Annotated in this window: 20 protein-coding genes; 5 read left to right on the top strand and 15 right to left on the bottom strand. The window is 62.9% G+C overall.

Going from position 1 to position 21538, the window contains the following annotated elements; all coding sequences use genetic code 11:
• The first annotated feature begins 98 nt into the window (after positions 1 to 98).
• Positions 99 to 545 carry an Lrp/AsnC family transcriptional regulator gene (locus ASD31_RS19325; RefSeq protein WP_056338240.1) on the top strand — a complete coding sequence of 149 codons (447 nt, stop codon included), beginning with the start codon at positions 99 to 101 and terminating at the stop codon, positions 543 to 545.
• Positions 546 to 548: 3 nt separating this feature from the next.
• On the opposite strand, the gene ASD31_RS19320 is transcribed toward ASD31_RS19325, so the two are convergent.
• Both ASD31_RS19320 and dut read right to left on the bottom strand, forming a co-directional pair.
• Positions 549 to 1448, bottom strand: a complete 900-nt coding sequence (locus ASD31_RS19320) for a GNAT family N-acetyltransferase (protein WP_056337695.1) — start codon at positions 1446 to 1448, stop codon at positions 549 to 551.
• On the bottom strand, positions 1449 to 1919 hold the full coding sequence (gene dut / locus ASD31_RS19315; protein WP_056338238.1) for a dUTP diphosphatase: 471 nt from the start codon (positions 1917 to 1919) through the stop codon (positions 1449 to 1451). It abuts the gene before it with no gap.
• 98 nt (positions 1920 to 2017) lie between these two features.
• On the opposite strand from dut, the gene ASD31_RS19310 reads away from it, so the two are divergent.
• Together ASD31_RS19310 and ASD31_RS19305 are read left to right on the top strand one after the other, a co-directional pair.
• Complete coding sequence (locus tag ASD31_RS19310; protein WP_056337692.1) at positions 2018 to 3601, top strand: peptide chain release factor 3; 1584 nt, start codon at positions 2018 to 2020, stop codon at positions 3599 to 3601.
• A gap of 41 nt (positions 3602 to 3642) precedes the next feature.
• Complete coding sequence (locus tag ASD31_RS19305; RefSeq protein WP_056337689.1) at positions 3643 to 3999, top strand: VOC family protein; 357 nt, start codon at positions 3643 to 3645, stop codon at positions 3997 to 3999.
• Between the two features lie 9 nt (positions 4000 to 4008).
• On the opposite strand, the gene ASD31_RS19300 is transcribed toward ASD31_RS19305, so the two are convergent.
• The 9 genes from ASD31_RS19300 to ASD31_RS19260 all read right to left on the bottom strand — a co-directional run bounded on the left by ASD31_RS19300 (position 4009) and on the right by ASD31_RS19260 (position 13771).
• Complete coding sequence (locus tag ASD31_RS19300; RefSeq protein WP_056337686.1) at positions 4009 to 4683, bottom strand: HAD family hydrolase; 675 nt, start codon at positions 4681 to 4683, stop codon at positions 4009 to 4011.
• A 104-nt stretch (positions 4684 to 4787) separates the two neighbouring features.
• Positions 4788 to 5399, bottom strand: coding sequence for a LysE family translocator (locus ASD31_RS19295; protein ID WP_056337684.1), 612 nt, complete (start codon positions 5397 to 5399; stop codon positions 4788 to 4790).
• 76 nt (positions 5400 to 5475) lie between these two features.
• Complete coding sequence (locus ASD31_RS19290; protein ID WP_056337680.1) at positions 5476 to 6270, bottom strand: AraC family transcriptional regulator; 795 nt, start codon at positions 6268 to 6270, stop codon at positions 5476 to 5478.
• 16 nt (positions 6271 to 6286) lie between these two features.
• Positions 6287 to 6685, bottom strand: a complete 399-nt coding sequence (locus ASD31_RS19285; RefSeq protein WP_056337678.1) for a GFA family protein — start codon at positions 6683 to 6685, stop codon at positions 6287 to 6289.
• Between the two features lie 36 nt (positions 6686 to 6721).
• The gene (iolB, locus tag ASD31_RS19280) at positions 6722 to 7522 is read right to left on the bottom strand and encodes a 5-deoxy-glucuronate isomerase (RefSeq protein WP_056337675.1); all 801 of its coding nucleotides are present in this window, start codon (positions 7520 to 7522) and stop codon (positions 6722 to 6724) included.
• Between the two features lie 260 nt (positions 7523 to 7782).
• A complete protein-coding gene (gene iolE / locus ASD31_RS19275) occupies positions 7783 to 8685 on the bottom strand; it encodes a myo-inosose-2 dehydratase (RefSeq protein WP_056337672.1) in 903 nt (300 codons plus the stop codon).
• A gap of 67 nt (positions 8686 to 8752) precedes the next feature.
• Positions 8753 to 10603: a 3D-(3,5/4)-trihydroxycyclohexane-1,2-dione acylhydrolase (decyclizing) gene (gene iolD, locus ASD31_RS19270; RefSeq protein WP_056337666.1), complete on the bottom strand. Its 1851-nt coding sequence runs from the start codon at positions 10601 to 10603 to the stop codon at positions 8753 to 8755.
• Positions 10604 to 10866: 263 nt separating this feature from the next.
• The gene (locus tag ASD31_RS19265; RefSeq protein WP_056337662.1) at positions 10867 to 12798 is read right to left on the bottom strand and encodes a bifunctional 5-dehydro-2-deoxygluconokinase/5-dehydro-2-deoxyphosphogluconate aldolase; all 1932 of its coding nucleotides are present in this window, start codon (positions 12796 to 12798) and stop codon (positions 10867 to 10869) included.
• A gap of 118 nt (positions 12799 to 12916) precedes the next feature.
• The gene (locus ASD31_RS19260) at positions 12917 to 13771 is read right to left on the bottom strand and encodes a MurR/RpiR family transcriptional regulator (RefSeq protein WP_056337658.1); all 855 of its coding nucleotides are present in this window, start codon (positions 13769 to 13771) and stop codon (positions 12917 to 12919) included.
• 349 nt (positions 13772 to 14120) lie between these two features.
• On the opposite strand from ASD31_RS19260, the gene ASD31_RS19255 reads away from it, so the two are divergent.
• Positions 14121 to 14948 carry a class II glutamine amidotransferase gene (locus ASD31_RS19255; protein WP_056337655.1) on the top strand — a complete coding sequence of 276 codons (828 nt, stop codon included), beginning with the start codon at positions 14121 to 14123 and terminating at the stop codon, positions 14946 to 14948.
• Here the strand turns inward: ASD31_RS19255 and coaBC are convergent.
• Positions 14934 to 16139 carry a bifunctional phosphopantothenoylcysteine decarboxylase/phosphopantothenate--cysteine ligase CoaBC gene (coaBC, locus tag ASD31_RS19250; RefSeq protein WP_056337652.1) on the bottom strand — a complete coding sequence of 402 codons (1206 nt, stop codon included), beginning with the start codon at positions 16137 to 16139 and terminating at the stop codon, positions 14934 to 14936. The two genes, ASD31_RS19255 and coaBC, sit on opposite strands and share 15 nt — an antisense overlap.
• Before the next feature lie 94 nt (positions 16140 to 16233).
• Positions 16234 to 16656 (bottom strand): MerR family transcriptional regulator, encoded by a 423-nt coding sequence (locus ASD31_RS19245; protein ID WP_056337649.1) that lies wholly within the window; start codon positions 16654 to 16656, stop codon positions 16234 to 16236.
• Positions 16657 to 16737: 81 nt separating this feature from the next.
• Between ASD31_RS19245 and ASD31_RS19240 the strand changes: the two genes are divergently transcribed.
• Positions 16738 to 19011 carry a heavy metal translocating P-type ATPase gene (locus ASD31_RS19240; protein WP_056337646.1) on the top strand — a complete coding sequence of 758 codons (2274 nt, stop codon included), beginning with the start codon at positions 16738 to 16740 and terminating at the stop codon, positions 19009 to 19011.
• A 66-nt stretch (positions 19012 to 19077) separates the two neighbouring features.
• On the opposite strand, the gene ubiB is transcribed toward ASD31_RS19240, so the two are convergent.
• Positions 19078 to 20652 (bottom strand): 2-polyprenylphenol 6-hydroxylase, encoded by a 1575-nt coding sequence (gene ubiB, locus ASD31_RS19235; RefSeq protein WP_056337643.1) that lies wholly within the window; start codon positions 20650 to 20652, stop codon positions 19078 to 19080.
• Positions 20653 to 20714: 62 nt separating this feature from the next.
• Positions 20715 to 21491, bottom strand: a complete 777-nt coding sequence (gene ubiE, locus ASD31_RS19230; RefSeq protein WP_056337639.1) for a bifunctional demethylmenaquinone methyltransferase/2-methoxy-6-polyprenyl-1,4-benzoquinol methylase UbiE — start codon at positions 21489 to 21491, stop codon at positions 20715 to 20717.
• Positions 21492 to 21538: the final 47 nt, after the last annotated feature.

The raw sequence follows: 21538 nt of genomic DNA, 5'->3' as shown, positions 1-21538 counted from the left end.
ACGCCGCCCGCGTGGAATATATGGATTTTGGTAGGCATTAATGGAATTATGCCTTAACATGAAAGCCACGACATATCTTTCTCCTTATGGAGGCTTCCATGCTTGATGATCTCGACCGCCGCTTGCTCGACATTCTCTCGCTCAATGCCCGCATTTCGCTGAAGGAGTTGGCCGGCGCTGTCGGACTGTCCTCGCCCAGCACCGCCGACCGCCTCAGGCGGCTGGAGGATCGCGGCGTTATCACCGGCTTCACGGTCGGCGTCGTTCCGGCAGCATTGGGCTATGTGCTGCAGGCGATCGTGCGGGTGAGGCCGATGCCGGGCATGCTGCATATCGTCGAAAAACTGATCCAGGACACGCCGGAAATCGTCGAATGCGACAAGGTGACCGGCGACGACTGCTTCATCGCCAAATTGCTGGTGCGCAACATGGAACAGCTCGACACCATCCTCGACCGCGTCGCCGAGCGCGCCCAGACCAATACTTCGATCGTCAAATCGACCCCGGTCAAGCGTCGCCTGCCGCCGCTTGACAGCGGCAGGTAAGCGTCAGAATTCCGCCATCGGTGATAGCATGACAGGGGCGGATAAGCCGTCCGTGGCTTTCCCCCGGATCATCAGGTGGACATCGGAAGGAAACGGTTCTGGCGTGCCCAGCCAGCCCAATTTGTCAGGCGAAAAGCAAACTTCAACGCGATCAGGGCACTGATCGAACACACCGAGAATGGCAGAGAGCGATGGGATCGATTTTCCGACGACATCGAGAATCTGAAACGACGCACCATCATCTTTCCAAGCGACCACCGCCTCGAATGGATCGAGATAGGTGAGCCTGACGCCGGGATCGAAGACACTGTTGAGCAAGAACATTTCCGCCTGCGCCGCAACTGCGAAGCTTGAAGAGACTGGCGACCTTTCATGCAAAACCTGACAGGTCAGAGCAATGTCTCGGGCATTGTCGAGTGAGAGTTCACGCACCGTGCCGGTAAATCTCGTTTTCACCTGCGGCGGGGGCCCCACAAATCGTTGCTGCGGCAAAACCGTGAAGCCGTAGGGCTGGTACATGGCCGGCTTGTCCGTCAGAAGAATGCCGAGTTCGAAACCTTGTTCGTCGCACCAGCAGAACGCTCGGTTCATCAGATCCCGGAAAAGCCCGCGGTCCCGCCATTGTGGCCGTACCGCGCCGGACTGGAAACCAGCCGCCTTGACTAGGTGACCATCGATCATCATCGGCATAGAAAAAGCGCTGAAATTGGCGGCGCAAACACCATTTTCGTCGAAATAGGCAAACGGCATGCTGGTCGGATCCGGCCCACCGAACCGATCTTGAATGCCGACATCGATATTGAATGTGTCGTGTAGCAACGCGACCAGCGCAGCCCAGGCTGCCGGATCGCCAAAATAATTCTGACGGAAAGTCAATCCGCGATCATCGGTAGCGGCCGCCACTTAAACGCCCGTCGAGCCGAAGCCGCCCGTGCCGCGCATGGTTTCGCTTGTCCCGGAAGCCTCGCGAACGGAAACCTGCATCACCGGAGCCACCACCATCTGGGCGATGCGCATGCCGCGCTCGATGATGAAATCCTCTTCGCCGAGATTGACCAGCAGCACCTTCACCTCGCCGCGATAATCGCTGTCGATCGTGCCGGGCGTGTTCAGGCAGGTCACCCCATGTTTGAAGGCGAGACCGGAGCGCGGGCGGATCTGCGCCTCGAAGCCTGCCGGAATTTCGAAGATGAAGCCGGTCGGCACCAGCGCCCGCTTGCCCGGCCCGAGCACCATCGGCCGATCGGCGGCGACCGCTGCGCGCAGATCCATTCCGGCGGCACCTGATGTCTCGTAGACCGGCAGGGCGATATCCGCGCCATGCGGCAGTCGGACGAGGCTGAGGGACGGGCTGATCTCTGCGTGAAGGGTCATGCCTTTCATTAGCAATTCCGGGTCCGACATGGCCAATGCGAATTGCAAGTTATCCACGGCTCCGCTACATACGCGGCAACTCACAGGAATCTCGACATATGGCCGAAAGTCTCGCCGAGGCGGTTTCCCGCCGCCGCACATTTGCTATTATCGCGCATCCGGATGCGGGCAAGACCACGCTGACCGAAAAGCTGCTGCTGTTCGGCGGCGCGATCCAGCTCGCCGGCGAAGTGAAGGCCAAGAAGGACCGTATCCAGACACGTTCCGACTGGATGAAGATCGAGCGCGAGCGCGGCATTTCGGTCGTCACCTCGGTGATGACCTTCGAATATGGCGGCAATGTCTTCAACATTCTCGACACACCGGGCCACGAGGATTTCGCCGACGACACCTATCGCACGCTGACGGCGGTCGATGCCGCCGTCATGGTCATCGACGCCGCCAAGGGCATCGAGCCGCGAACGCTGAAGCTCTTCGAAGTCTGCCGCATGCGCGATATCCCAATCATCACCTTCGTCAACAAGATGGACCGCGAAAGCCGCGACCCGTTCGAGATCCTGGACGAGGTCGAAGAGAAACTGGCGCTCGACTGCGCGCCGATCACCTGGCCGATCGGACGTTCCAAGACATTCTGCGGCTCCTATAATCTCGCTGACAATACGGTGCGCGGCGCCGATACGCAGGAAATCCCGACCAAGGTCAGTGGCCCCGAAATGGTGGCCCATCGCCTGCCGGAAAACGAGCGGGAGACCTTTATCGAGGAAACCTCGCTGGCGATCGAGGCCTGCAAGCCCTTCGACAGGAAGGCCTTCCTCGAAGGCCATCTTACGCCCGTCTTCTTCGGCTCGGCGCTTCGGAATCTGGGCGTGCGCGATCTCATCAATGCGCTCGGCGATTTCGCTCCGCCGCCGCGCGACCAGGTGGCCGATACCCGCACGGTTCACGCGACCGACGACAAGATGACGGCCTTCGTCTTCAAGATCCAGGCGAACATGGACCCCAACCACCGCGACCGCATCGCCTTTGCCCGCATCTGCTCCGGAAAGCTGGAGCGCGGCATGAAGGCGCGGCTGGCGCGCACCGGCAAGCAGCTGGGATTGACGGCGCCGCAGTTCTTCTTCGCCTCGCAACGCCAGCTTGCCGATACCGCCTATGCCGGCGACGTGGTGGGCATCCCCAACCACGGCACACTGCGCATCGGCGACACGCTGACCGAAGGCGAACAGCTGGTGTTCCAGGGCGTGCCGAACTTCTCGCCGGAAATCCTGCGACGCGTACGCCTGGAAGATGCGATGAAGGCAAAGAAACTGAAGGAGGCTCTGCAGCAGATGGCCGAGGAAGGCGTCGTCCAGTTGTTCTCGCCGGAAGACGGCTCGCCCGCCATTGTCGGCGTCGTGGGTGCGCTGCAGCTCGATGTCCTCAAAGAACGCCTGCAGGCGGAATACGGCCTGCCTGTCTCCTTCGACATGGCACGCTTCTCGGTCTGCCGCTGGATTTCGGCCGACCAGCCGGCAGAACTCGAAAAGTTCATCACCGCGAGGCGCGGCGATATCGCTCGCGATCTCGACGGCGATCCGGTTTTCCTGGCGCAGGATGCATTTTCGCTTCGTTATGAAGCCGAACGTTACCCGGCGATCAAGATGGTCGCCATCAAGGAATATCACGTCGCTAAGGCGGCGTGATCGGTCGCTTGCAGCGGCCCGCGACAGGCAAGGAGTGACCGATGACCGTTCGCCGTATCGTTGCCAATCTGCAAGCGCCCGATCCGCAGGCGGCACGGGCCTTCTACGGCGATCTGCTCGGTCTCGATATCGTCATGGATCAGGGCTGGATCGTCACCTTTGCCTCCACCGTTCAGGCGCCGGCGCAGATTTCCTTCGCCAGCGAAGGCGGATCGGGAACGCCTGTTCCGCAGCTTTCGATCGAGGTCGATGATGTCGACGCCATCTACCGGAAGGCCAAGGCGCTCGGCCTCGCGATCTTCTATGATCTCACAGACGAGCCTTGGGGCGTGCGGCGCTTCTATCTGCGCGACCCGTTCGGGACCATCGTCAATATTCTCTCCCACCAAACGGCTTGAAGACCGCCGCTAGCGGCGATCTGTCAGGATAAGATCGCCATTCTCATCGACCGAGACCTCGATCCCCACATAGCCCGGAATTTTCGGATGAGTGGTCTCGAAGGGATGCGTATGCGTGGCGGTGATGACCATGACATCGCAGCCGGCCGCCTCCCCGGCCAGCACGCCGGCGGCGACATCTTCGAAGACCAGGCAATCGCCGGCATCGAACCCGACGCGCTTCGCACCAAGCAGATAGCATTCCGGGCTGGGCTTGCCGCGCGACACATCCTCGGCGATGACGATGAAACGTGGCTCGGGCAGGCCGGCGGCGGCGATCCGCACCTTGGCAAGCTCGCGCGGCGAGGAGGTGACGATCGCCCAGCGCTCAGGCGGCAGGCTTTTCAGGAATTCGATTGCGCCCGGCAGCGGCCTGACGCCCTCGACATCTTCGATTTCCAGCTGCGTGATGATAGCGGCCTCGGCTTCCGGATCGACGCCCGGCAGGCCGAGTTGGCGGATCGTATCGACGCCGCGCTTGCCATGCATTGTCGGCAGGAAGGTCGCAACATCCAGCCCGTGCCGCTCGGCCCAGCCGCCCCAGACCCGCTCCGCCGCTTCGATGGAACTCAGGAGCGTGCCGTCCATGTCGAACAGGAAGGCGGAATATGCTTTGCCGAAAACCGGCGAGGAGGCGGAAGACAAGGGCAGGCTCCTTCATTGCTGGGCTTGACCCCTGCGGTCAGTGCCTACCCGCTCGAATAGGAGGATTCTCCCCGCAGATCAAACGGATATCCGCTCCTAGCGAATTACCGGGCCGACAGGGCGAGCCGCAATCCCATCAATCCGAAGGCGCCGGCAAAACCGCGCCGGAGCCAGATCGTGACGCCCGGCTTGGCGATCACATGCCGGCGCGCAACCGAGGCAAAGACACCGTAGAGCACGAAGACGATGAAGGTCAGGGCCATGAAAACCAAGGCCAGAGCCAGCATGAACGGGGTCGGCGAAGGCGTGGCCGCCGGCACGAATTGCGGCAGGAAAGCGAGGAAAAACAGCGACAGTTTCGGATTGAGGGTATTGAGCAGCACGCCGGTCGCGATCACCCGCAGCGCCGGAACCGGAGGCTGGCTTTCAGCGATCGCAAAAGCCTCAGCATTCCTGAGGACGTTCCAGGCCATATAGATGAGATAGGCGACGCCGAGATATTTGATCACCTGGAACGCAAGCGCGCTGGCGTGCAGCAGGGCGGCAAGGCCGGCGATGCTGGCAATGATATGCGGAAGGATGCCGAGCGTGCAGCCGAGTGCCGCCAGAATGCTGGCCCGGGTGCCGGCATTCAGCCCGACGGCCAGCGTATAGAGCACCCCGGTGCCGGGCAGAAGGATGACGATGATGGAGGTGATGAGATATTCGATAGTCACGGCGCTCTCCGCTTCAGATTGAAAACGGCAGAAAAGCGGATTGCGCTCTGGCGGTCTTGAACAAAATTGCAAGCGGTCAGCCGGCCGCTAGCGCATAGGCACCGGGCGTGATGCCATAGGCCCTGACGAAAGTCCGCGTCATATGGCTTTGATCAGCAAAGCCACCGGCGAAGGACGCATCGGCAAGCGACGTACCTTTCGCGATCAACTGCCGGACCACGGCAAGGCGGCGCTGGACCAGATAGGCATGCGGGGTCATGCCGGTCGCCTCGTTGAAATGGCGCACGACCTGAAAACGGCTGAGGCCGCTCGCAGCCGCCAGATCGCCCAGCGTGACCGCAGCTGCGGGATCGTCATCGATTCTCTCCCGGGCCCGGCTGATCGCCGGCGGCAGGAATTGCGTTTCGCGGCGCTGCCCGGCCAGCGAGGCGACCAATTGCAGCAGCGCCGTCTCTGGAGCCAGTGTGTCCTTCGTCTCTGTCATGCCGGCATAGAGAGCATGAAATTCCCGGGCTCTTTGCCGGTCACCGATGACGGGATCGGTAAAGACGAAATCCGCGGTCCTGCCGTTGCTGATATCGAGAGCCAGTGCCGCCATCACGGCCGGATCGAAATAGAGCATCCGCCAGGAGCGCCCGTGGTCGCCGATCGGGCACCCGTCATGCACTTCGCCGGGATTGACGGTAATGATATCGCCGGCCCCGGCCTCGACCGGCCCCCGCCCGCTTGCTGATTTCTGTGCGCCGCCCAGAATGAGCCCGATGCCGAACTGGTCATGCATATGCCGGCCGAAACTATGGGCGCTGTCCGCCTCCACGGCCTCGACGCCTGAGATCGCGCATGGCCGCATCCGGAACCGGCCGGCGGTCATCGGGAATGGCGCCTTCTCATGAATCCTCCCCGCGCGGCAGGCGGCCGATCTCGTCAACCCATGGAAGTGCCGAGCCGCACCAACTCTGGCGCCTGGGGACTAGGGCACGGCGCTGGTTGACGGTGCCGAGACGGATGCCCACTTCCTCGGCGCCCTCGCCGGTGCGATAGCAGGGCGAGCCGCAGGTCGGGCAGAAGAATTGCAGGCTTTTTCCGCCGCTATCGCCCAGTTTCACATAGAGTTTCGGCTCGCCGCCGGTCAGCCGGAAATCCTCGCGACGGGCGGTTGCCGTGACGCGATAGGCCGATCCGGTCAATTGCTGGCAGTCGGTGCAGTGACAGATACCGACATCGTCCGGGTCGATGCGCGCTTCATAGGTCACGAAGCCGCAATGGCATTGCCCGTCTATTCTCATCGGCATCTCCCTTCGGCAAGGAAGGAAACTATAGCATCAGACACCGGTGAACAGCCAGGCATGCTCCCTGGCATTGTTGAATTTCCATATCCGCGACGGGCCGGCCATGACGTTGAGATAGTAGAGATCATAGCCGTGAATCGCGGCAACCGGATGATAGCCCTTCGGCACCAGCGCCACGTCGCCGTCTTCCACCGCCATCGTCTCGTCCAGCGACCGATCGTCGGTGTAGACGCGCTGCATGGCAAAGCCCTGGGCGGGATTGAGGCGATGGTAATAGGTTTCCTCAAGCAGGCTTTCGGCCGGCAGATTGTCTTCGTCATGCTTGTGCGGCGGATAGGACGAGGTGTTGCCGCCCGGGGTGATGACCTCGACGACCAGCAGCGAATGGGCGGCGCCATCGTCCTCCGGCATGATATTGGTGACATAGCGGGTGTTGGTACCCTTGCCGCGCGTCATCTGCGGATGCGTACCAGGCGCAATCACTTTCGGCTTGAATCCTTCGCCGCCGGGCGCCGAGCAGACGGCAAGATCGAGCGCAGTGGTGGCGACCGCCTCCCAGCGGCAGCCCTCGGGGACATAAACCGCATGGGGTTGCCCATCGAAGGGCGTCATGCGTTTCCCCAGTTCACCGAAAGCCTCGCCATCGACGGTGATCTTCGCCTTGCCGGAGACCAGCACAAGGCAGGTTTCCCGGTCGGCGCTTTCGCCGCCTGCCGTCTCGCCGGCAGAAAGCCGGTGAAGGGCAAAGCCGACATAGGTCCAGCCGGCCGATTGCGGCGTGATGTCGTGCACGAGGCCGGATGTGCCGTTTGGCTTGACGAGCAGGTTTGGCATGGATTCCTCCAATTTCGTTATCGGGGCGGGGTTTACCCCCTCTGTCACTTCGTGACATCTCCCCCTCAAGGGGGGAGATTGTTCTTTTCCCCGATGGGCTACTGGTAAGGGGCGCAGGCTGTTTTGGGCGATCTCCCCCCTTGAGGGGGAGATGTCGGCGTCGCCGACAGAGGGGGTGCCGCGGCACATTCATCAGCCGCCGTCCCCCTCATCCGCCCTTCGGGCACCTTCTCCCCGCTGGGGAGAAGGGAAAAGTGAAATCACCTGCGATCCAGCCCCGCCTCCTTCGCATAGGCCTTCAGCGATTTGAGGCCCAGCGACTGATAGTCCAGCGGGTTGCGCACGGCGGAATCCTGTTCGGCCTCGATCACCAGCCAGCCGTCATAGCCATGCTCGGCGGCGATTTTCAGCACCGGCACGAAATCCACGCCGCCTTCACTGTCGCCCGGGACGGTGAAGACGCCGCGGCGCACACCTTCGAGGAAGGACAGGCCTTCACCCTCGACCTGGCCGCGGATTTCGGTGCGGACATTCTTGGCGTGGATATGGCGGACGCGGTGCATGTATTTCTTCGCAAGTTCGGCCGGATCGGAACCGCCGAACCAGGCATGGCCGGTATCGAGCAGGAGCTTGGTGGCAGGGCCGGTATTGTCCATCAACAGATCGATCTCCGCACCGGTCTGGACGATCGTGCCCATGTGATGGTGATAGACGAGGTCGATGCCCTGATCGGCGCAATATTGCGCAATCGCCTCGATATCGGCCCCGAATTTCTTCCAGTCTGCGGCCGGCAGAACCGGCTTGTCGCCGACCACCGACTTCATATCGTCGCCATGGATGGCGTTGGAGGTTTCGCAGACGATGCAGACCTTGCAGCCATTATATTTCAACAGGTCGAGATGCGGCTGGATCGCCCTCTTTTCGGCTTCGACGTCATGCGTCAGAAGATTGGTCGAGTGCCAGCCGGAAACAAAAACGAGACCGTAGGAGGCCAGCTTGTCTTTCAGCGCCTTGGGATCGGAGGGCATCTTGTGCCCCTTCTCGATGCCGTCGAAGCCGATCGTCTGGCAATCGGACAGGCAATCTTCCAGGGTGAGATGCGCGCCGAGCGTCTGGTCGTCGTCATTGCTCCAGGCGATGGGATTGGTGCCGTAGCGGATCATGATGTCTTCTCTCATCAGATAGGTTCAGTCTGCGGAAGGCCGCGCACCGGCGCGGCCATCGTGCTTCTCAGCCGATGCGTTGCGAGGCGAGCGCCTTTTCATAGCCCTTGCGGGCTGCAAGAACCTCGGCGCGCTCCGAAACTTCCGGAACCGCCACATCCCACCAGTGGCCACCCTCGTCGGTGGTGATCAGCGGGTCGGTATCGATGACGATGACAGTGGTGCGCTCCTCGGCGGCCATTTCCTTCAATGCGCTTTCCAGTTCGCCGATCGACGAGACCTTGCGAGTGACCGCACCCATGGAGGCGGCATGGCCGGCGAAATCGATGGACGGCAGCGCGACGTGATGCGTGTCACGCAGCAGATTGTTGAAATTGGCGCCGCCGGTCGCCATCTGCAGCCGGTTGATGCAGCCATAGCCGCCATTGTCGAGGAGCACGATGGTCATCTTGGCGCCGAGCATGATCGAGGAAGCGATTTCCGAATTTAGCATCATATAGCTGCCATCGCCGATCATGACGATCACATCGCTGTCGGGCCTGGCGAGCTTGACGCCGAGGCCGCCGGCCACTTCATAGCCCATGGTCGAGAAGCCGTATTCCATATGATAGCTGCCGGGCGCGCCGGCCTGCCAGAGCTTGTGCAGTTCGCCCGGAAGCCCGCCGGCGGCGCAGACGAGCGTGGTATTGTTCGGTCGGGCGCGCTGCACCGCACCGATCACCTGCGCATCGGAGGGCAACGCCGCATTGGTGGTCGCCGTCGCCTTTCCGGCCGCTTTCAGCCAATCCGACTTGCCGTCCGTCGCCTTGCGCTCCCATGCCGAATCCGTCCTGTAGCCGCCAAGGCCGGCACCCAGCCGTTCGAGACCGACGCAAGCATCGGAGACCAGCGGCAGGCCCTCATGCTTGGCGGCATCGAAGGGCTGCACGTTGAGGCCGATGATCTTCACGGCCTCGTTCTGGAACAGAGCCCAGGAGCCGGTGGTGAAATCCTGCAGGCGCGAGCCGATAGCCAGCACGACATCGGCCTGTTCGGCCAACCCGTTGGCAGCCGAGGTGCCAGTCACGCCGATCGAGCCCATATTGAGCGGGTGGCTGTGTGGGAGCGACGACTTGCCGGCCTGGGTCTCGACGACCGGGATGCCGTGCTTCTCGGCAAAGCTGGCGAGCGCCGCACTCGCCTGCGAATAGAGGACGCCGCCGCCGGCAATGATCACCGGGTTTTTCGCGGCCTTGATGGCCGCGATCGCTGTTGCCAGCTCATCGGCATCGGGCTCCGCGCGGCGCGGTATCCAGAGCTTTTCATCAAAGAAGCTCTCGGGATAATCATAGGCCTCCGCCTGGACATCCTGGCAGAGCGACAGCGTGACCGGGCCGCAATCGGCCGGATCGGTCAGAACCTGCATGGCGCGGCGCAGCGCCGGAATGATCTGTTCGGGACGGGTGATGCGGTCGAAATAGCGCGACACCGGGCGGAAACAGTCGTTCACCGTCATGGTGCCGTCGCCGAAATTCTCCATCTGCTGCAGGACCGGGTCGGGCCGCCGATTGGCAAAGACATCGCCGGGCAGAAAGAGCACCGGCAGCCGGTTGACATGGGCAAGTGCCGCCGAGGTGACCATGTTCAGCGCGCCGGGGCCGATGGACGTGGTGCAGGCCATGAAGCGGCGGCGGAAGCTCGCCTTGGCGAAGGCTATTGCTGCATTGGCCATGCCCTGCTCGTTTTGAGCGCGGTAGGTCGGTAGTGTATCCTTCACGCCATGCAGCGCCTCGCCGATGCCGGCGACATTGCCATGGCCGAAAATCGCGAAGACGCCGCCGAAGATCGGCAGTTTTTCGCCATCCACCACCGTCATCTGCCGTGTCAGGAACCGCCCCACGGCCTGCGCCATGGTCAGGCGGACTGTTTTCTGGCTCATCATTTCCTCCGTAAACGAGGCAACGCCTCGCCATTGATTTCGCATGTGGGGAGAGTTCACCCCCCTCTGTCAGCTTCGCTGACATCTCCCCCACAAGGGGGGAGAGTATTCCTTTCCCTTATTTCTGTAAGGGACGATCAGAAGCAGATGGCAATCTCCCCCCTTGTGGGGGAGATGTCGGCCCCCGGGTCTTGCCTTCGGCAAGCCCGAGGACAGGCTTAGCCGACAGAGGGGGGTGAAGCCGCAAATGCCGCACCATCTCGTCAGGCCGCCTTCGTCTCTCCAAGTCCCAGCCAGAGCTCGACCAAGGCCCCGAACCGGCCCGCCATGTCGGCGATCGCCTGTTCGTCGGTCATATCGCCCCCGAGCCAGGATTTCGCCGCATCGGCGAAGATCGTCCGGCCAACGGCAAAGCCCCTGACCGTTTTCGACGAGCGGGCCGCTGCGAAGCCCTCCTTGAGGGTCTCATAGGGTGCCTCGAGGCCGAGCAGGACGACTCCGCGGCAGAGCGGATCGCGTGCCTCGATCACCGCGTCGATCGCCGCCCAGGCCGCGCGGCTGGCCTGCGGTTCGAGCTTCCACCAGTCGGGTTTCAGCCCGGCATCGTAAAGTTCGTTAAGGGCTCGCGGTATGGTCCGGTCGTCAAGCGTGCCATGTTTGCCGGCGATGATCTCGATCAGGATTTCACGGCCGATCTTTCGCGCTGCCTCGAAGGCGGCACGCAGCTTGGCAACCTGGGTCGCCCTCATCTCGGCCGGATCGTCGGGATGGTAAAAGCTCAGCACCTTGATGCAATGATCGACCGGCCAGTCGATCAGCCGGCTGCCGAGATCCTGGCTGAACTCGAATTGCAACGGTCGCGACCCCGGCAGTTCGATCGGCTTGCCGATCCAGAAATCCCGGTTCTTCGACGCGGCAAACAGCGCCTCGCGGCCATATTTATCGTCGATCAGCATGCCGAAACCGGGCCGGCCGGCGGCAATCCGTTCGGCCGCCTTGACGGCAAGCAGCTTGAAGGCCGGAATGCGGGCGAGTTTTTCCGGATCACCACCGGCCATCTCTTCCAGCTGGCTACGGTGATCGATGGCAAGCGCCATCAATTGCGGGATGTCGCGGCGGCGTGTCGTCGCCCAGTGGACGTGATTGATCGCCTCGTCCTTGCGCAGCGCCTTTTCGGAACTGCCGTTTTCAAGGAAGAATTGCAATTCGGTCCAGGTGGGGATTTCCGGCGCGCAGAGCAGGCGAGAAACCGCAAAGGCACCACAGGCATTGGCCCAGGTCGCGGAGGTCTGGTGCTCCTCGCCTCTCAGCCAGCCGCGCAGGAAACCGGACATGAAGGCGTCACCCGCACCCAGCACATTATAGACCTCGATCGGGAAACCCTTGCCGACGATGCCATCCTCCAGATCGTCGGAGATCGGCCCGTCATAGACGATGCAGCCCATCGGCCCGCGCTTCAGGACGATCACCGCGCTGGAATGCGCCCGGATGGTTTTCAGCGCGGCAAGCAGGTCGCTTTCGCCGGACGCGATCAGCACTTCTTCCTCGGTGCCGACGATCAGGTCGCAATCGGAAAGCACCGTCTTCAGATGCGCGGACACTTTCTGCGAGGCGATGTATCGGTTGTCGCCGGCATCGTGGCCGGCAAGGCCCCAGAGGTTCGGCCGGTAGTCGATATCGAAGATGACCCTGGCGCCATTTTCGCGGGCGATGCGGATCGCCTTGCGCTGGGCGGCATCCGTATGCGGCTTGGAGAAATGCGTGCCGGTGACCAGGACGGAGCGGGCGGAGCGGATGAATTCCTCGGAGACATCCTCTTCGCACAGCGCGCCATCGGCGCAATTGTCGCGATAAAAGAGCAGGGGGAAGGACTGATCGCTTTCGACCGACAGGATGGCAAGCGCCGTCAGCCGCTCTGGGTCCGTGACGATGCCGCTCACCTCGACGCCTTCGCGCTCCAGCTGCTCGCGGATGAAGCGGCCCATCTGCTCCTTTCCAACGCGGGTCAGGAGGGCTGATTTCAGGCCAAGCCGCGCCGTACCGACGGCGATATTGGTCGGGCAACCGCCGACCGATTTGGCGAAACTTGCGACATCCTCCAGTCGCGTGCCGATCTGCTGACCGTAGAGATCGACCGAGGCGCGGCCGATGGTGATGAGATCGAGCGGCCTGTCCGTCTGCTTGTCCTGGCTCACTTTTTCCTCCCGGGCGCCGGCGGCGCACCGTCATTTCCATTGATTGACCGGCCGGATGGCGGGCAATTTCAATGCAACATAAATTCCATAGATAAGTCAATGTGGAATTTTCATTCCATTATCCTTCAACGCCCATTCGTCGTCTTTTTTCAGCGATCGCCACCGTCAGCGCCATGGCAAAGGCCATACTGGCCGAGAGCGAGCGAAAGCCGGCATGATCCGCCTCGACCAGTTCGAACCAGACCTTCGAGGATTCAGCGAGCGGCGAGAAGGCAGAATCGGTCAGCGAGACGACGGGCACCTTGCGACTGGCCAGCAACCGGGCCTGATCAACACTTTCAGAGGCATAGGGGGAGAAGGAGACGGCAAAGGCGGCATCTCTAGGCCCCGCCATGGCCAAGAGATCGTCATCGATGCCGGCGGCGGTACCGGCGAGCTGGTATCTGACCTTCAGCTTGCCGAAGGCATAGGCCATATAGGCGGTGATCGGGTAGGAACGGCGCTTGGCAAGCAGATAGACGGTCTCGGCGCCGGCAAGGATATCGACAGCCCGCTCGAAGGATTCCGGCGCCACCGAGCCGGCAATATTGTCGAGCGAGCGGTGGCCGGCGGCGACGAAGCCGTTGAAGATCGAACCGCTTTCGAGCCTGCTGTGATCATTGCCGCTCAGGGCCCTCAGCCGTTCGTCGTAGCCCGGCGTGCGCTCGCGAAGGCGCGCCCGGAAGATTTGCTGCAGGCTGGAAAATCCCTCGAAGCCGAAATGCTGGGCAAAGCGAACGAGCGTCGAGGGCTGGACATCGGCCGAGGCGGCAATGCTCGCCGCCGTGCCGAAGGCGATCTCGTCGGGATTGTCGAGCGCATAGGCGGCCACCTGGGCAAGACGCTTGGGCAACTGCCCCTTGCGCTCCAGTATCAGCACCTTCAGTCCGTCGAAATCCTGAGGAGGAGACGGGCGGCTGTCCATTTCGTGCATTCGATCTTCCTGCGTTGCGGAAGACCAAGCTTATGCAAAGAATGGAGCAAGGAATAGAACATCTGTTTCAAAAATTCGATTTTCTCGCCCTCGGGCGAACGCTTCGTCCAACGTATATTCACTCCCGAGGCCGGCGCGTGATTGTCTTGAGCCCTGGGAATGACGGTTGAAGCAGCCTCCGGTTCCTCGGGAAACAGGCAGGCTTCGCGGATTCCAGCATACTCGCGCGAAAGATGAAGTGAGACATCTGTTCGTTAACGCATTTTTACCATGTTCGGCCGATGATCTCAGATAACATGGTTAACGAACCATCAAGCGGGCCGTCCGCCCGCGTTCCGGAGTGTCATTCATGTGCCGCTGGGCAGCCTATCGCGGGGAGCCGCTCTACCTGGAAGAACTGGTCACATCGCCAGCCCATTCGCTGATCGAACAATCCCATTGCGCCACCCGCGCCAAGACCGCCACCAATGGCGACGGCTTCGGCCTCGCCTGGTATGGCGATCACCCCGAGCCCGGCCGCTACCGCGATATCCTGCCTGCCTGGTCGGATTGCAACCTCAAGAGCATCGCCCGGCAGATCCGCTCGCCGCTGTTCCTCGCCCATGTACGGGCAGCGACCGGCGGCGGCACGCGGCGTGACAACTGCCATCCCTTCGTCCATGGCGGCTGGTCCTTCATGCACAATGGCCAGATCGGCGATTTCGAGCATCTGCGCCGGCCGCTCGAGACAATGCTCGACAATGACCTCTATGCCGCCCGCACCGGCTCCACCGACAGCGAACTGCTCTTTCTTCTTGCGCTGCAATTCGGGCTGGAGAACGATCCGCTCGGCGCGCTTGCCGAAACGCTCGCTTTCGTCGAGCGCCTGGCGGAACATCTGGAACGCAAGGTTCTGGTGCGCTTCACGGCCGCCTTTTCCGACGGGCATAATCTCTATGCCGTGCGCTATGCAACCGACTGGAAGGCACCGACGCTCTATGCGGCGCCGATGGGGCCGAGCGGCGGATACTGCCTGGTCTCCGAACCGCTCAACGACGACGACAATGCCTGGGTGGAAATCCCCGACGGCACGGCGGTGATCGTCGGCGAAAACGGAGTCGATGTCCGCCTGTTCAGCACCCAGGGCGCCACCTCGAAGCTTCCGCAACTGGACCGGACGGCCTCAGGAAAAATGTGAGACGACGAGCCGGCCGAGCCGTTCGGCAACCGCCTGCTTGCCCATATCCGGCCAGTCCTCCTCGCCCGCCCGGCCGATCAGCTTCACTGTATTGCGGTCTCCACCCATGATGCCTGTATGGGACGAAACATCGTTTGCGAGAATGTAGTCGGCGCCCTTGCGCTCCAGTTTCGCGCGGCCGTTTTCGGCGACATTTTGTGTTTCCGCCGCAAAGCCGATCACCAGTCTGGGACGGTCGGCATGATGGCCGACGGTTTTCAGGATATCGGGATTTTCCGCAAGCTGCAGCGGCGGCGGCGCTTCGCCGGGCTTTTTCTTGATCTTGTCGCCGGAGGTACCGGCCACCCGCCAGTCGGCGACGGCGGCGACCATGACGGCGATATCGACCGGCAGCGTCGCAAGCACGGCATCGCGCATCTCCTCGGCCCGCTCGACGCGGATGACGGTAACGCCCTTCGGGTCGGGGATCGTCACCGGGCCGGAAACCAGTGTCACCTGCGCGCCCAGCCGGGCAAGCTCGGCCGCGATCGCATGGCCCTGCTTGCCGGAGGAGCGGTTGGCGATATAGCGCACCGGGTCGATCGGCTCATGGGTCGGCCCGGAGGTGACGATCGCCCTGCGTCCGGCCAGCGGCTTTGGGCCGCCCTCGAGCAAAGCCTCGACCGCGGCAACGATTTCCAGCGGTTCAGCCATGCGTCCCTCGCCCGCCTCGCCGCCCTCCGCCATCTCGCCGGAGGCAGGCCCGACAAAGCGAATGTCGTCGGCGACAAGCGTCGCGTGGTTGCGGCGGGTGGCGGGATGCGCCCACATTTTCGGGTTCATGGCCGGCGCGACCAGCACCGGGCGATCGGTCGCCAGGAGAATGGTGGAGGCAAGATCGTCAGCAAGTCCGTTGGCCATCTTGGCCATCAGATCGGCGGTGGCCGGCGCGATCAGGATGAGGTCGCAGTCCCGGGCAAGCCGGATATGGCCGATGTCCTGCTCGTCTTCCCGGGAGAAAAGCTCGGTAAACACCTTGTCGGAGGCAAGCGCGCCGACGGCAAGCGGGGTGACGAAAGCCTGGGCGCCCGCCGTCATCACCGGGCGCACATTTGCGCCGCGCTCGCGCAGGCGGCGGATGAGATCGAGGCTCTTATAGGCCGCGATGCCGCCGGAAATGATGAGGAGGATGCGTTTATCCTGAAGCGTCATGACATGTTCCGTTTGCCGGGCCCTGCTCTTTCGGCCGGACCCTACGCGAGGGGCGGCGCCGAGGCAATCGGCGGCGATCAGGCATCAAACACCATCAATGGCCATGGTGGGCACATTGGCCGTGATCGGCAAGGACCTCGATCACCCGGCATTGATCCACCCGGCCATGGCCGCAGCCCTCCACCATCATTTCAAGTTCCGCCTTCAGCGCCGTCAGGCTGCGGATGCGCTGCTCGACTTCTACGAGGCGCGCCTTGGCGATGGCATCGGCCGAGGCGCAGGACTGGTGCGGATCGTCCTGCAGGGTGAGCAGGGCGCGAATGGCGTCGATCTCGAAGCCGAGTTCGCGCGCATGGCGGATGAAGGTCAGGCGATCGAGGTCCGTTTGCTCATAGGCACGCTGATTGCCCTCGCTACGGCTGGGTGCCGCGAGCAGACCGATGCCTTCATAATAGCGGATCGTCGGCACCTTGACCCCGCTTTTCCGCGCCGCCTCGCCTATGGTGATCTTTTTCATCATTTATCTCTTGCACCTCTAGTCGCTAGAGGATGTAGGAAGGAAGCCGGATTTTGACAACCAAGCTTACAGGACAAGATCATGGCGGATGCGATACAGACACGATACCGGGTGGAGGGCATGGATTGCGCCAGTTGCGCGGCCAAGATCGACACGGCGGTCCGGCGCATGCCTGGTGTCGAGGATGTCTCCGTTTCGGTGACGGCCGGCACGATGACGGTGCGGCACGGTGAAACGAGCGATCTTGCCACCATCGCAAAAAAGGTCGTGGGGCTCGGCTATTCCGTTTCGGAAATTGTGGGTAAGGACACGGCCAACCCGGCCGCTGGTCATCAAACCGCGTGCTGCGGGGGCCATATACACGGATCCCATGCGCATCCCGAACATAACCATTCCGGACACGATCATTCGGGGCATGACCATTCAGTGCAGGCGGGCAACAGTGGAACCGAGGGCCTGCACGGGCATGATCATGCGCCCTCCGCCGGCCCCTGGTGGGCCGGGCGCAAGGGCCGGCTGACGATCCTTTCGGGCGCCGCGCTCCTTACCGCCTACGCCATTGGCCACCTCGTGCCTTCAATCGCGCCTTACGCCTTTATCGCCGCCATGCTGATCGGGCTCGTGCCGATCGCGCGGCGCGCCGTCATGGCGGCGCTTGCGGGCACGCCGTTCTCGATCGAGATGCTGATGACCATCGCCGCGATCGGTGCCGTCATCATCGATGCGGGCGAAGAGGCGGCGGCCGTCGTCTTTCTCTTCCTCGTCGGCGAATTGCTGGAGGGCGTGGCGGCCGGAAAGGCACGCCAGAGCATCCAGTCGCTGGCAGCACTGATGCCCAAAGAGGCGCTCCTGGAGGAAAACGGCCAGACACGCGCTGTCCCGGCCGAAAGCCTTGCCGTCGGCGCAAGCATTCTCGTTCGTCCCGGAGACCGGATTTCGGCGGATGGCATCATCCTTTCGGGCGAGAGCGACATCGACGAGGCGCCGGTCACCGGCGAAAGCACGCCGGTGCGCAAAGGCACGGACGAGACGGTCTTTGCCGGCACCATTAATGGTGACGGGGTCTTGCGCGTGCGGGTCACGGCGGCTGCGGCCGACAATACCATCGCCCGCGTCGTCAGGCTGGTCGAGGAGGCGCAGGAATCCAAGGCGCCGACCGAGCGGTTCATCGACCGCTTCTCGCGCTACTACACGCCTGCCGTCGTCGTGGTCGCGGCGCTGGTGGCGATCATTCCGCCTCTTGCCGTCGGGGCTGCCTGGGGCGAATGGGTCTACAAGGGGCTGGCCATCCTTCTGATCGGCTGCCCCTGCGCGCTGGTCATCTCGACGCCGGCAGCGATCGCCGCCTCCCTCTCGGCTGGCGCCCGTCGCGGCCTGCTGCTCAAGGGCGGCGCGGTGCTCGAGACGCTCGGCACGATCAGCGCCGTGGCATTCGACAAGACCGGCACCCTGACCGAAGGCAGGCCGAAAGTCACCGATATCATTGGCTTCGACCGCTCCGAACCTGACGTATTGTCGTTCGCAGCCGCATTGGAGACCGGATCGAGCCACCCTCTTGCCAAGGCCATCCTCGGGAAAGCGACCGAAGAAGGGCTTGTCCTTCCCGCAGCCGCAGAGGCCAAGGCGCTCGGCGGCAAGGGCGTGACGGCAAATATCGAGGGCCAGCCGGTCTTCTTTGGCTCGCCGCAGGCGGCCGGCGAGCGGGTTGCCCTGTCGGCCGCGCAGATGGAACGGATCACCGCGCTCAACGACGAGGGCAAGACTGTGTCGGTGCTGATCATCGGCGCGACGCTGGCAGGCGCCATCGCCATGCGCGACGAACCGCGCGCAGATGCCAAGGTCGGTTTGAAGGCGCTGAAGGACGTCGGCATCAGGACCGTCATGCTGACCGGCGATAACCGACGCACGGCAAGCGCCATCGGTCTGCAACTGGGCATGGAGGTGCGCGCCGAACTGATGCCTGAGGACAAGCAGAGGATCGTCGGGGAACTGAAACGCGAAGGCCTGGTCGTTGCCAAGGTCGGCGACGGGATCAACGATGCACCGGCGCTGGCCGCCGCCGATATCGGCATCGCCATGGGCGGCGGCACCGATGTGGCGCTTGAAACCGCCGATGCCGCAGTGCTTCACGGCAGGGTCGGCGATGTCGCGGAGATGATCGCGCTCTCGAAGCGCACCATGGGCAATATCCGTGAGAACATCACCATCGCGCTCGGCCTGAAAGCCGTCTTCCTGGTGACCACCATCATCGGCGTCACCGGGCTATGGCCGGCAATCCTTGCAGATACCGGGGCGACGGTGCTGGTGACGATCAATGCCCTGCGCCTGCTCGCACCTGCCCGATCAGCCGGATAGACACACCCATTACCGAAAGCCGGCGATGTTCCGCCGGCTTGCCGTGTGGCTCAGCGCGGGACGCCGCTAGAACATCCGCCAGGCGATGACGGCGAGCGCCAAGGCGATGACCCAGAGCGCCACCCGGCCGGAGCGGCTGTGGCGGGCTTCCGAGCGGCCGATGGCTTCCGCAGTCTCTGCATCGAAGCGCAGGCCGTTTTCCGCCATGGTGGTCAGGTCGCGAGAGAATTTTTCCGTCTTCCTGGCGATCTCGGGCGCCGCTTCGGCAAGCCGGAGTGCCGCGTGCAGGCCTTCCTTCATATCGGAGAGGACGCGCTTGGGGCCGAGATTGTCTCTGATCCAGCCGCCGACCACCGGCTCCGACGCCTTCCACATATTGAAACGCGGATTGAGTGTGCGGGCCACGCCCTCGACGACGACCATGGTCTTCTGCAGCATGACCAGTTCCGGCCGCGTTTCCATGTCGAACAGTTCCGTCACCTCGAACAGGAGGGTCAGGAGCTTGGCCATGGAGATGGTTTCGGCCGGCTGCCCATGGATCGGCTCGCCGATGGCGCGGATCGCCTGGGCAAAACTTGCCACATCATGATTGCCAGACACATAGCCGGCTTCGAAATGCACGTCGGCGACGCGGCGATAATCGCGCGTGATGAAGCCATAGAGAATTTCGGCGAGGAAGCGGCGCTCCTTGACGCCGAGGCGCCCGACAATGCCGAAATCGACGGCAACGACCATGCCTCTCGGATCGACGAAGAGATTGCCCTGGTGCATGTCGGCATGGAAAAATCCGTCGCGCAGCGTGTGGCGCAGGAAGGACTGGATGAGTGTATCGGCCAGCGCATCGAGATCATGGCCGGCGCGGCGCAGGCCCTCGACATCCGACATCTTGGTGCCGTCGATCCACTCCATCGTCACCACGTCGCGGCCGGTGCGCTCCCAATCCACCCTCGGCACCCGGAATCCCGGGTCTTCGGCGGAATTCTCGCCGAGTTCCGACAGGGCGGCCGCCTCGAGCCGCAGATCCATCTCGATCTTCGTGGTCTGCTCAAGCGTCCGCGTCACTTCGACCGGACGAAGGCGGCGGGTATAGGCGACAAAACGCTCCTGCAGGCGGGCGACGAGATACATCGCCTCGAGATCGCGGGCAAAGCGCTGGCGCACGCCGGGACGCACGACCTTGACCGCGACCTTCTCCTCGACGCCGTTGCGGAGCACGATGGCCGGATGGACCTGGGCAATCGAGGCGGCGGCGATCGGCTCGCCGAAATGCAGATAGAGATCGGAAATCGGGCGTCCGAGCGAGGCTTCGACGACGGCACGCGCCTCCTCGACGGGAAAGGTCGCCATGCGATCCTGCAGGAAGGCAAGGTCCTCGGCAAAGCCTGCCCCGACGACATCCGGTCGGGTGGCGAGAAACTGGCCGATCTTCACATAGGAAGGCCCCAGCCTCTCGATGGCGCGGGCAAGACGGCCGCTGCGGTCTTCCCTTTTCGTCCGGCGTCGGGCCAGGAGGCCGGCAAAACCGTGGAAGGCGCGCGCCGGTGGCGGGAGATCCTCGGCCGGCAAGGCCGAAATGACGCCTTCGCGCATCAGCACCCAACCGATCCGCAGCAGGCGGAGATAGGCTCCCGGCGCACTCATGATGATTTTCCGCCCTGCGTGACGCCCGTCCGGGCGCGCTTTAATCCTGTCGGCATCATGGATCAGATTTTCCAGCCGGAATGAAGGGCCGCGATGCCGCCGGTATAATTGGTGAAGGTGACACGGGAGAAGCCGGCCTTGGTGATCATGGCGGCGAAATCGCGCTGGTTGGGAAATTTGCGGATCGATTCCACCAGATACTGGTAGGGCTCGGCATCGCCGGTGACGAGCCGGCCGAATTTCGGAATCGCATTGAACGACCAGGCATCATAGACCTTGTCGAGCAAGGGCATCTCGACCTCGGAAAACTCCAGCAGCAGAAGCCGGCCGCCGCGCTTGAGGACGCGATAGGCTTCGTTCAACGCCACATCGATGCGCGGCACGTTGCGGATGCCGAAGGCGATCGTATAGGCATCGAAGGAATTCGCCTCGAAGGGCAGTTCCTCGGCATTGGCCTCGACGAAAGTGAGATTGGGCGAAAGCCCGTTCTTTTCGGCCCGTTCGGCGCCGACGCCCAGCATCGAGCCGTTGATATCGAGCACGGTCGCATGGGCCTGGCGGCCTGAGGCCTCGACAATGCGAAAGGCGATATCGCCGGTGCCGCCGGCAACGTCGAGCACGCGGTAGTCCTCGCTGCGGCGCGGATTGAGGGACGCGATCATCGCGTCCTTCCAGGCGCGGTGAAGGCCCATGGACATGACGTCGTTCATGATGTCGTAGCGCTTGGCGACCTTATGGAAGACATCGTTGACCAGCGCCTGCTTTTCGCCTTGGCCAACCTGGCGGAACCCGTAGGAGGTCTCCATGCCGCCCTCGGCGGACGTGCGCTCACCTGTCATAGAAAAACTCCGGTTCGATCCCACAAAGCCGACCATGGCCACTCCGC

The organism is Rhizobium sp. Root482 (assembly GCF_001426565.1).
Classification (GTDB): Bacteria; Pseudomonadota; Alphaproteobacteria; order Rhizobiales; family Rhizobiaceae; genus Pararhizobium.
Note: the sequence above shows the minus strand (reverse complement) of the source record. Positions and strands in the feature narration are given on the sequence as shown.

What these genes read in the sequence shown, in the direction of transcription:
- ASD31_RS19325 (WP_056338240.1), top strand. Translation starts at nt 99, where the DNA reads ATGCTTGATGATCTCGACCGCCGCTTGCTCGACATTCTCTCGCTCAAT.
- dut (WP_056338238.1), bottom strand. Translation starts at nt 1,919, where the DNA reads ATGACCCTTCACGCAGAGATCAGCCCGTCCCTCAGCCTCGTCCGACTG.
- ASD31_RS19310 (WP_056337692.1), top strand. Translation starts at nt 2,018, where the DNA reads ATGGCCGAAAGTCTCGCCGAGGCGGTTTCCCGCCGCCGCACATTTGCT.
- ASD31_RS19305 (WP_056337689.1), top strand. Translation starts at nt 3,643, where the DNA reads ATGACCGTTCGCCGTATCGTTGCCAATCTGCAAGCGCCCGATCCGCAG.
- ASD31_RS19290 (WP_056337680.1), bottom strand. Translation starts at nt 6,270, where the DNA reads ATGACCGCCGGCCGGTTCCGGATGCGGCCATGCGCGATCTCAGGCGTC.
- ASD31_RS19285 (WP_056337678.1), bottom strand. Translation starts at nt 6,685, where the DNA reads ATGAGAATAGACGGGCAATGCCATTGCGGCTTCGTGACCTATGAAGCG.
- iolB (WP_056337675.1), bottom strand. Translation starts at nt 7,522, where the DNA reads ATGCCAAACCTGCTCGTCAAGCCAAACGGCACATCCGGCCTCGTGCAC.
- iolE (WP_056337672.1), bottom strand. Translation starts at nt 8,685, where the DNA reads ATGATCCGCTACGGCACCAATCCCATCGCCTGGAGCAATGACGACGAC.
- iolD (WP_056337666.1), bottom strand. Translation starts at nt 10,603, where the DNA reads ATGAGCCAGAAAACAGTCCGCCTGACCATGGCGCAGGCCGTGGGGCGG.
- ASD31_RS19260 (WP_056337658.1), bottom strand. Translation starts at nt 13,771, where the DNA reads ATGCACGAAATGGACAGCCGCCCGTCTCCTCCTCAGGATTTCGACGGA.
- ASD31_RS19255 (WP_056337655.1), top strand. Translation starts at nt 14,121, where the DNA reads ATGTGCCGCTGGGCAGCCTATCGCGGGGAGCCGCTCTACCTGGAAGAA.
- coaBC (WP_056337652.1), bottom strand. Translation starts at nt 16,139, where the DNA reads ATGACGCTTCAGGATAAACGCATCCTCCTCATCATTTCCGGCGGCATC.
- ASD31_RS19245 (WP_056337649.1), bottom strand. Translation starts at nt 16,656, where the DNA reads ATGAAAAAGATCACCATAGGCGAGGCGGCGCGGAAAAGCGGGGTCAAG.
- ASD31_RS19240 (WP_056337646.1), top strand. Translation starts at nt 16,738, where the DNA reads ATGGCGGATGCGATACAGACACGATACCGGGTGGAGGGCATGGATTGC.
- ubiB (WP_056337643.1), bottom strand. Translation starts at nt 20,652, where the DNA reads ATGAGTGCGCCGGGAGCCTATCTCCGCCTGCTGCGGATCGGTTGGGTG.
- ubiE (WP_056337639.1), bottom strand. Translation starts at nt 21,491, where the DNA reads ATGACAGGTGAGCGCACGTCCGCCGAGGGCGGCATGGAGACCTCCTAC.